The sequence below is a fragment of the Streptomyces sp. CRN 30 genome (assembly GCF_034105845.1).
Genome location: NZ_JAVRHI010000570.1, coordinates 1 through 7182, shown reverse-complemented (window position 1 = coordinate 7182; position 7182 = coordinate 1). Strand labels below are relative to the sequence as shown.

The window sequence follows — 7182 nt, the reverse complement described above, 5'->3', positions numbered from 1 at the left end:
GGACGCCCGGCGTCCGGGGCCGGCCGCACAGCCGTGTCCCGTGTCCTGTCAGACCCGTACGAGCGGCGTGTCCACCAGGTGTTCCGCCACGAACCAGGCCTGCAGCTCATTGGTGCGGATGACGTCCGACACCAGGATGTCGTTGGTGCCGTCGTCGCCCTGCTCCTGCACGACCGCGGCGGCGTCGTGGCAGTCCGCGAGGATCTGCTCGTGTGTCTCCAGGAGCCGCGACAGCATCGCCGGCACCTCCTCGACACCGTCCGGCGGGCGGCGGATCGTGGTCAGCTCCGCGACGTGGCGCGGGTCGCCGACCGAGACACCGCCCAGCGTCTGGACGCGCTCCGCCATGGTGTCGATCAGCGCGAGCTGCTCACCGGCGTGCTTGTCCATGAGCAGGTGCAGCTGGTAGAACGTCGCCCCGCGCATCAGCCAGTGGTACTTCTTGTACAGGTCGTGCAGGATGCGCGTGTCGGCCAGGACCTTGTTGACCCGCTGGGCGGAGTAGAGGCGGGTCTCCATGGACAGGGCCAACGGGAACTGCTTGACGGTCCCGAACTCCTGGATGACCCGGCCCTGCTGGTGCAGCCACGGCTGACTGCCGTCGCTCTGGGACGCCGTTGCCGACGGCCTCGGATCGGTGCTCACGCCTGGACTCCTTCCACGAAGGGAGCGTGCCGGCGCCTCACGCGACCGGCCTCGGCCCCCTCCCGAGAAGTCGAACAGCAGCGGGCGGCGCCCGCAAACGCTGCGGCCCGAGCGAGGCACCCCGCGCGGAGTCGACGGTTCCGCGCGGTCCGTGCAGAGGGGTTGTCCAGACATTCGCGCTCCACCTAGGGTCGGCCGGGGTGCAAGCGCTTTCTCCCTTGCGTGCCTGCGCCTCTGTGCTGTTCGTGTGCGTTTCGAGGAGGACCGTATGTCCCCGCTCCCCGCCCGTCGCCGGGTGGCCGTCGTAGGTACCGGCGCCATCGTCGCCGGCAGCCATCTGCCCGCCCTCAGAGCCCACGCCGACCGCGTCGAGCTGGTCGCCGCCGTAGATGTCGACGAGACCCGGCTCGACGCCTTCCGGGCCGAGGCCGGCACCGAGGTCGCCGGCCACACCTCGATGGACGCCATGCTGGACGCCGTACGCCCCGACCTGGTCCTCATCGGGACACCGCCGTCCCTGCACCGGGAGCAGACGGTGGCCGCGCTCAAGGCGGGCGCCTGGGTGCTGTGCGAGAAACCGCTGTGCCTGTCGCTCGCCGAGTACGACGCCATAGCGGCGGCCGAGCAGGCGTCGGGCGCGTACGCCTCCGTCGTCTTCCAGCACCGCTACGGCTCCGGCGCGGCCCACGCCCGAAAGCTGATCGCCGACGGCGAGCTGGGCGCCCCGCTCGTCGCCCACTGCCAGACCACCTGGCACCGCGACGCCGCCTACTACGCGGTGCCCTGGCGCGGCCGCTGGGCCACCGAGGGCGGCGGCCCCACCATGGGCCACGGCATCCACCAGTACGACCTGCTGCTGCACCTGCTCGGTCCCTGGGACGAAGTACGGGCCATGGCCTCGCGCCTGGTCCACGACACCGAGAGCGAGGACGTCTCCACCGCGCTGGTGCGCTTCGCGAGCGGCGCCCTCGCCACCGTCGTCAACAGCGTCCTGTCCCCGGACGAGGTGAGCCGCGTCCGGGTGGACTGCGCCGACGCCACCGTCGAGCTGACCCACCTGTACGGCCACCGCAACGAGGACTGGACCTACACCCCGGCCCGCCACGTCGACGCCGCGCGCGCCGACGCCTGGCGGACCCCGGCGGCCGACGTGCCCAGCTCGCACACCGCCCAGCTCGGCGCGGTCCTCGACGCCTGGGACGCCGGTGTCCGGCCGCCCGGCAGCGGTCAGGAGGCCCGCGCCACACTGGAGTTCGCCGCCGCCCTGTACAAGGCCGCGTTCACCGGACGGCCCGTGCGCGCGGGCGAGATCGGCCCCGGCGACCCGTACTACACGGCGATGCACGGCGACCACCCCGACTGGGCCCCGAAGCACCACGACGAAGAGCGGGAGGAGCGGGCATGAGCGACACCATCCGGGTCAGCCATCTGCATGGCGAGCACCTCGCCGTCGCCACCGCCGACGGCACCGAGATCCTGCGCTACGTCTACCGACCCGACCCCGACCCGTTCGAGTCCCGCAAGCCCTACGCCCACCCGGTGCGCACCCTCGCCGGGAACACGGTGACCGGGTACCGCCCGAACGACCACCGCTGGCACAAGGGCGTCCAGATGACGGCCAGCCACCTCTCCGGCCAGAACTTCTGGGGCGGCAACTGCTATGTCCACGGCCGGGGTTACCTGCCGCTGCCCGAACGGGTCGGCTCCATGCGCCACGACGGCTTCGCGGACCTGACCGTCGAGGACGACCGGCTGACCGTCACCGAGGACCTCACCTGGATCGAGAACGGCGGCGCCGAGTGGGCCCGCGAGGAACGCGGACTGACCGTCCACTCGGCCGACGCGCGGGCCGGCGCCTGGGCCCTGGACTGGTCGGTCCGGCTCACCAACACCCGCGCCGAACCTCTGGTGTTCGGCTCGCCCACCACCGCGGGCCGTGAGATGGCCGGCTACACCGGACTCCAGTGGCGCGGCCCGCGCGACTTCACCGGCGGCAGCGCCTTCACCCCGGACGGGGAGGGCGCCGCCGGCCTCATGGGCACCCAGGGCCCGTGGCTCGCCTTCACCACCGAGCACGACGACGTGGACGCGCACTCCACCCTGGTCTTCGCGCACGCCCCGGAGAACCTCGACGCGGCGTCCGCGATCCACCCCTCGCACTGGTTCGTGCGCGCCGAACCGATCCCGACGGTCGCCTTCTCCTGGGCGTTCTTCGACGAGTTCGAGCTGGCGCCCGGCGCGTCCTTCGCCTACCGCTACCGGATCGTCGTCGCCGACGGAGCCTGGGACCGGGACCGCGTCACCACCCACCTGAAGGGCCTGCCGTGGTGAGCGGCGCCGGACCCGTACTCCCGCACCCCCTGCCGGGCGCCGTCGGCCTCTCCCACCTCAGCGCCTACGACTGGGAGGCCGCCGACGGGATCCGCGGCGGCAGCCCCCATCTGCACCTGGTGTGCACGGAGGCGTACGTCGTCACCGGCGGCCGGGGCGCGGTGCAGACCCTCAGCCCCGACGGCTTCCGCGACATCCCGCTGGAGCCCGGCACCGTCGCCTGGTTCACCCCCGGCACCGTGCACCGCATGGTGCAGGGCGGCGGCCTGCGCGTCACGGTGCTCATGCAGAACAGCGGCCTGCCCGAGGCGGGCGACGCCGTCTTCACCTTCCCGCCCGAGGTGCTCGCCGACCCGGAGGCGTACGCCGCCGCCGCGAGTCTGCCCCCGGGCGGCGGACCGGAGACGGAGACCGCCGCCCGGCGCCGCCGGGACCTCGCCGTCGAGGGTTACCTGCCGCTGCGCGAGGCGCTGCTCGCGGGCGACCCCGGCCCGTTCCGTGACTTCCAGAGGGCCGCCGCCCGGCTGGTGCGCGACAAGGTGCCGGCCTGGCGCGCGCTGTGGCGGGCCGGGGCGCTGGCCGCCGCGACCCGCACCGGCGGCCGGCTCGACGCGCTGGAGGCGGGCGACACCGCCCACCTCGACGCGGCCACCGCCCACGAGACCCGTCCCACCCGGCTCGGCGGCTACGGCATGTGCGGCCGCCGCGACGAGTACGCGCTGCCGGGGACGACGCTGCCGTACGAGGAGAAGAAGCCCGGACCGCTGCCGTACGAGGAGTGACCCCCGGATGCGACGACACAGCTCGCGGCGACCCAGGACACGGCGACTCACATCACGGCGACCCAGGACACGGCGACCCAGGACGGCGGTGGTGCGCGCGTCGGCCGCCGCGCTCGCGCTCTGCGCCGTACTGGCCGGCTGCTCGGGAGGCGGGGACACGGCGGGCGGCGGCAAGGCGGTGCTGCGCTACACCTGGTGGGGCAACCCCGACCGCGCCGACCGCACCGAACGCGCCCTCGCGCTCTTCGAGAAGGCGCACCCGGACATCGACGTACAGACGTCGTTCTCCGGCTACGACGCCTACAAGCAGAAACTCGCCACCCAGGCCGCCGGCGGCGACGCCCCCGACGTGATGCAGCTCGACTACCGACAGATCGACCAGTACGCCTCCGGTGGCGTCCTCCTCGACCTCGCGGCGGAGCAGGACGCGCTGCGCACCTCCGGCATCGAACCGGGACTCCTCGCCACCGGCCGGGTGGACGGCACCCAGTACGCCGTCCCGCAGGGCCGCGGCACCGAGACGCTGGTGTACGACGTCGCGGCCTGGAAGGAGTCCGGCGTCCCGCTGCCGGCGGCGGACTGGACCTGGGACGAGTGGGCCGACGCCATGCGGCTGCTGGCGGAGCGCACCGGCCGGCCCGGCGCCACCGACCCCGGCCAGAGCGAGGACGTCTTCGAGATGTGGCTGCGCGGGCAGGGCAAGTCCCTCTACACCGAGGACGGCGGCCTCGGCTTCACCGCCGACGACCTCACCCGCTGGTGGACCTTCACCGACGGGCTGCGCCGCGAGGGCGCGGTCTCGCCCGCCGAGCAGACCACCCAGCTCGACGGCTCGGTGGAGAACACCCCGCTGGGCCGCGGCAAGGCGATCGCCGACTTCAACTGGGACGCCCCGGCCAGCGGTTACCTCACGCTGGTGGCGGGCGGCGTCGCCCTCGCCACCGTGCCGTCCGGCGCGGACGGCACCCCCGGCCAGTACTTCAAGCCGTCGATGTTCCTCGGGGTCTCCGCCGGCACCGCCCACCCGGAGGAGGCGGCCCGGCTGATCGACTTCATGGTCAACGACGTGGAGGCGGGGAAGATCCTCGGCGCCACCCGCAGCATCCCCGTCAACGAGTCCGTCCGCGAGGAGACCGAACCGCGGCTCACGGAGTTCGACCGGACCATCGCGGCGTTCCAGACCTCCCTGGAGGGCACCCTCGACGACCCGCCGCAGGCGCCGCCGTCCGGCGACAACGCCCTGCAGACCACCTTCGCCCGCGACTACGACCAGGTCTCCTACGAGCGGATGTCACCGCGCGAGGCGGCGGAGGACTACGTCACCGAGGCGAAGGCGGAACTGAGGTCATGACCACCACCGACACGCCGACGTCCACCACCCGCGCCGCGGGGACCGCCGCACCGCCGAAGCGCCCGCCGGTACGCCGACGGGAGGGCGCCGCCTGGGTGTTCCTCTCCCCGTGGGTGCTCGGCGCGACCGTCCTGACGCTGCTGCCGATGGCCGTGTCGCTGTACCTGTCGTTCACCGACTACGACCTCTTCGACCCGCCGCACTGGGTGGGCCTGCGCAACTACACGCAGATGTTCACCGAGGACCCCCGCTACTGGCGCTCGGTCACCGCGACCCTCACCTACGTCGCGATCGCCGTCCCCCTCCAGCTCGCCCTGGCCCTCGCCGTGGCCCTCGCCCTGAAGCGCGTGCGACGCGGCCGGGGCTTCTACCGCTCCGCCTTCTACGCCCCCTCCCTCCTCGGCGCGTCCATGTCGATCGCGCTGGTCTGGCGGGCGGTGTTCAACGACGGCGGCACCGTCGACAAGCTGCTCGGCACCGGCGGCTGGGTCAACCGGCCCGGCTGGGCGCTGCTGGCCGTGGCCCTGCTGACCGTCTGGCAGTTCGGCGCCCCGATGGTCATCTTCCTCGCCGGCCTCCAGCAGATCGCCGGCGAACTGTACGAGGCGGCGGCCGTGGACGGCGCCGGCGCGTGGCGCCGGTTCCGCTCCGTCACCCTCCCCATGCTCTCGCCGGTCCTCTTCTTCAACCTGGTGCTCCAGACCATCCAGGCGTTCCAGGTCTTCACCCCCGCCTTCGCCGTCAGCGGCGGCAAGGGCGGCCCCGCCGACTCCACGCTCTTCTACACCCTCTACCTCTACGACCGCGGCTTCGTCGCCTCCCACATGGGCTACGCCTCCGCCATGGCCTGGGTGCTGCTGCTCGCCATCGGCGCCGTCACGCTGGTGCTCTTCCGCACCTCGCGCTCCTGGGTCTTCTACGCGTCCGACGAGGGAGGAACCCGATGACCGCACCCGTCACCGCCCGCACCCGCACCCGGGCCCGCCGGGGCCGGATCGCCCTGCACCTGGGCTGCCTCGCCGCGCTGCTGGTCATGCTGTATCCGCTGGCGTGGCTGCTCGCCACCTCCCTCAAACCGGCCGACGAGGTCATCGCCGGTCTCGACCTGCTGCCGAGCACCCTGGAGTGGTCGAACTACTCCACCGCCCTGGACGGCGTCAACGACGTGTCGATCTGGCGGCTGCTGGCCAACTCGCTGCTGATCGCGGGCGGCGCGGTCCTCGGCAACGTCCTGTCCTGTTCGCTCGCCGCCTACGCCTTCGCCCGGCTCCGCTTCCGGCTGCGCGGACCGCTGTTCGCCTTCATGATCGCCACGATCATGCTGCCGCACCACGCGGTGCTGATCCCGCAGTACATCATCTTCAACCGGCTCGGCCTGGTGGACACCTACTGGCCGCTGATCCTGCCGAAGTTCCTCGCCACCGAGGCGTTCTTCGTCTTCCTCATCGTGCAGTTCATGCGCGGCCTGCCCCGCGAACTGGAGGAGGCGGCGCGGATCGACGGCTGCGGACCGTTCCGCAGCTTCGCCAGGATCGTGCTCCCGCTCACCCGGCCCGCGCTCATCACCACCGCCATCTTCACCTTCATCTGGACGTGGAACGACTTCTTCACCCAGCTCATCTACCTGTTCGACCCGGGCAAGTTCACCCTCACCCTCGCGCTCCGCTCGTTCGTGGACTCCTCCAGCACCTCGGCGTTCGGCCCGATGTTCGCGATGTCGGTGCTGGCGCTGCTGCCGATCGTGCTGTTCTTCCTCGCCTTCCAGCGGTTCCTGGTGGAGGGCATGGCCAGCTCGGGACTGAAGGGATGAGCCGGTGAGCGGGGCACCCGCCCGGGAGCCGGGCGAACTCTTCGGACCCCGGATGACCCTCTTCGCCGACATCCTCGGCGTCGGAGTGGTCACCGCCGTGGTCTGTCTGCCGCTGGTGACCGTCCCGGCCGCCCTCTCCACGGCGTGCGCGGTGCTGCGCGGCGCGGGGGAGGACCGCCCGGCCGGCGCCGGAGCCTACCTCGCCGCGCTGCGCCGGCGACTGCGCCCCGGCGACCTGCTCGCCGGCGTTGTCGCCCTGGCCG

The 7182-nt window shown here is 72.7% G+C and carries 7 protein-coding genes and 1 pseudogene; 7 read left to right on the top strand and 1 reads right to left on the bottom strand.

Annotated features, from left to right (window positions below; genetic code table 11):
* Positions 1-48: 48 nt before the first annotated feature.
* Positions 49-645 (bottom strand): DNA starvation/stationary phase protection protein, encoded by a 597-nt coding sequence (locus tag UW392_RS66250; RefSeq protein WP_320785125.1) that lies wholly within the window; start codon positions 643-645, stop codon positions 49-51.
* Positions 646-913: 268 nt separating this feature from the next.
* On the opposite strand from UW392_RS66250, the gene UW392_RS66245 reads away from it, so the two are divergent.
* The 7 genes and pseudogenes from UW392_RS66245 to UW392_RS66215 all read left to right on the top strand — a co-directional run.
* Complete coding sequence (locus UW392_RS66245; protein ID WP_320785124.1) at positions 914-2050, top strand: Gfo/Idh/MocA family oxidoreductase; 1137 nt, start codon at positions 914-916, stop codon at positions 2048-2050.
* Positions 2047-2976, top strand: coding sequence for a PmoA family protein (locus tag UW392_RS66240; RefSeq protein WP_320785123.1), 930 nt, complete (start codon positions 2047-2049; stop codon positions 2974-2976). The genes UW392_RS66245 and UW392_RS66240 overlap by 4 nt, the downstream gene beginning before the upstream one ends.
* Entirely contained in the window at positions 2970-3758 is a 789-nt protein-coding gene (locus tag UW392_RS66235) for a cupin (RefSeq protein ID WP_320785122.1), read from the top strand. The genes UW392_RS66240 and UW392_RS66235 overlap by 7 nt, the downstream gene beginning before the upstream one ends.
* Positions 3759-3849: 91 nt before the next feature.
* Positions 3850-5109 carry an ABC transporter substrate-binding protein gene (locus tag UW392_RS66230; RefSeq protein WP_320785121.1) on the top strand — a complete coding sequence of 420 codons (1260 nt, stop codon included), beginning with the start codon at positions 3850-3852 and terminating at the stop codon, positions 5107-5109.
* The gene (locus UW392_RS66225) at positions 5106-6056 is read left to right on the top strand and encodes a sugar ABC transporter permease (RefSeq protein ID WP_320785120.1); all 951 of its coding nucleotides are present in this window, start codon (positions 5106-5108) and stop codon (positions 6054-6056) included. Before UW392_RS66230 ends, UW392_RS66225 begins: the two co-directional genes overlap by 4 nt.
* A complete protein-coding gene (locus UW392_RS66220; RefSeq protein WP_320785119.1) occupies positions 6053-6919 on the top strand; it encodes a carbohydrate ABC transporter permease in 867 nt (288 codons plus the stop codon). The genes UW392_RS66225 and UW392_RS66220 overlap by 4 nt, the downstream gene beginning before the upstream one ends.
* Before the next feature lie 4 nt (positions 6920-6923).
* Positions 6924-7182: pseudogene (locus UW392_RS66215) on the top strand (hypothetical protein); the annotation flags it as partial.

Excerpts from the sequence above, each read along its gene's own strand:
- UW392_RS66240 (WP_320785123.1), top strand. The coding sequence starts at position 2,047 with ATGAGCGACACCATCCGGGTCAGCCATCTGCATGGCGAGCACCTCGCC.
- UW392_RS66245 (WP_320785124.1), top strand. The coding sequence starts at position 914 with ATGTCCCCGCTCCCCGCCCGTCGCCGGGTGGCCGTCGTAGGTACCGGC.
- UW392_RS66220 (WP_320785119.1), top strand. The coding sequence starts at position 6,053 with ATGACCGCACCCGTCACCGCCCGCACCCGCACCCGGGCCCGCCGGGGC.
- UW392_RS66225 (WP_320785120.1), top strand. The coding sequence starts at position 5,106 with ATGACCACCACCGACACGCCGACGTCCACCACCCGCGCCGCGGGGACC.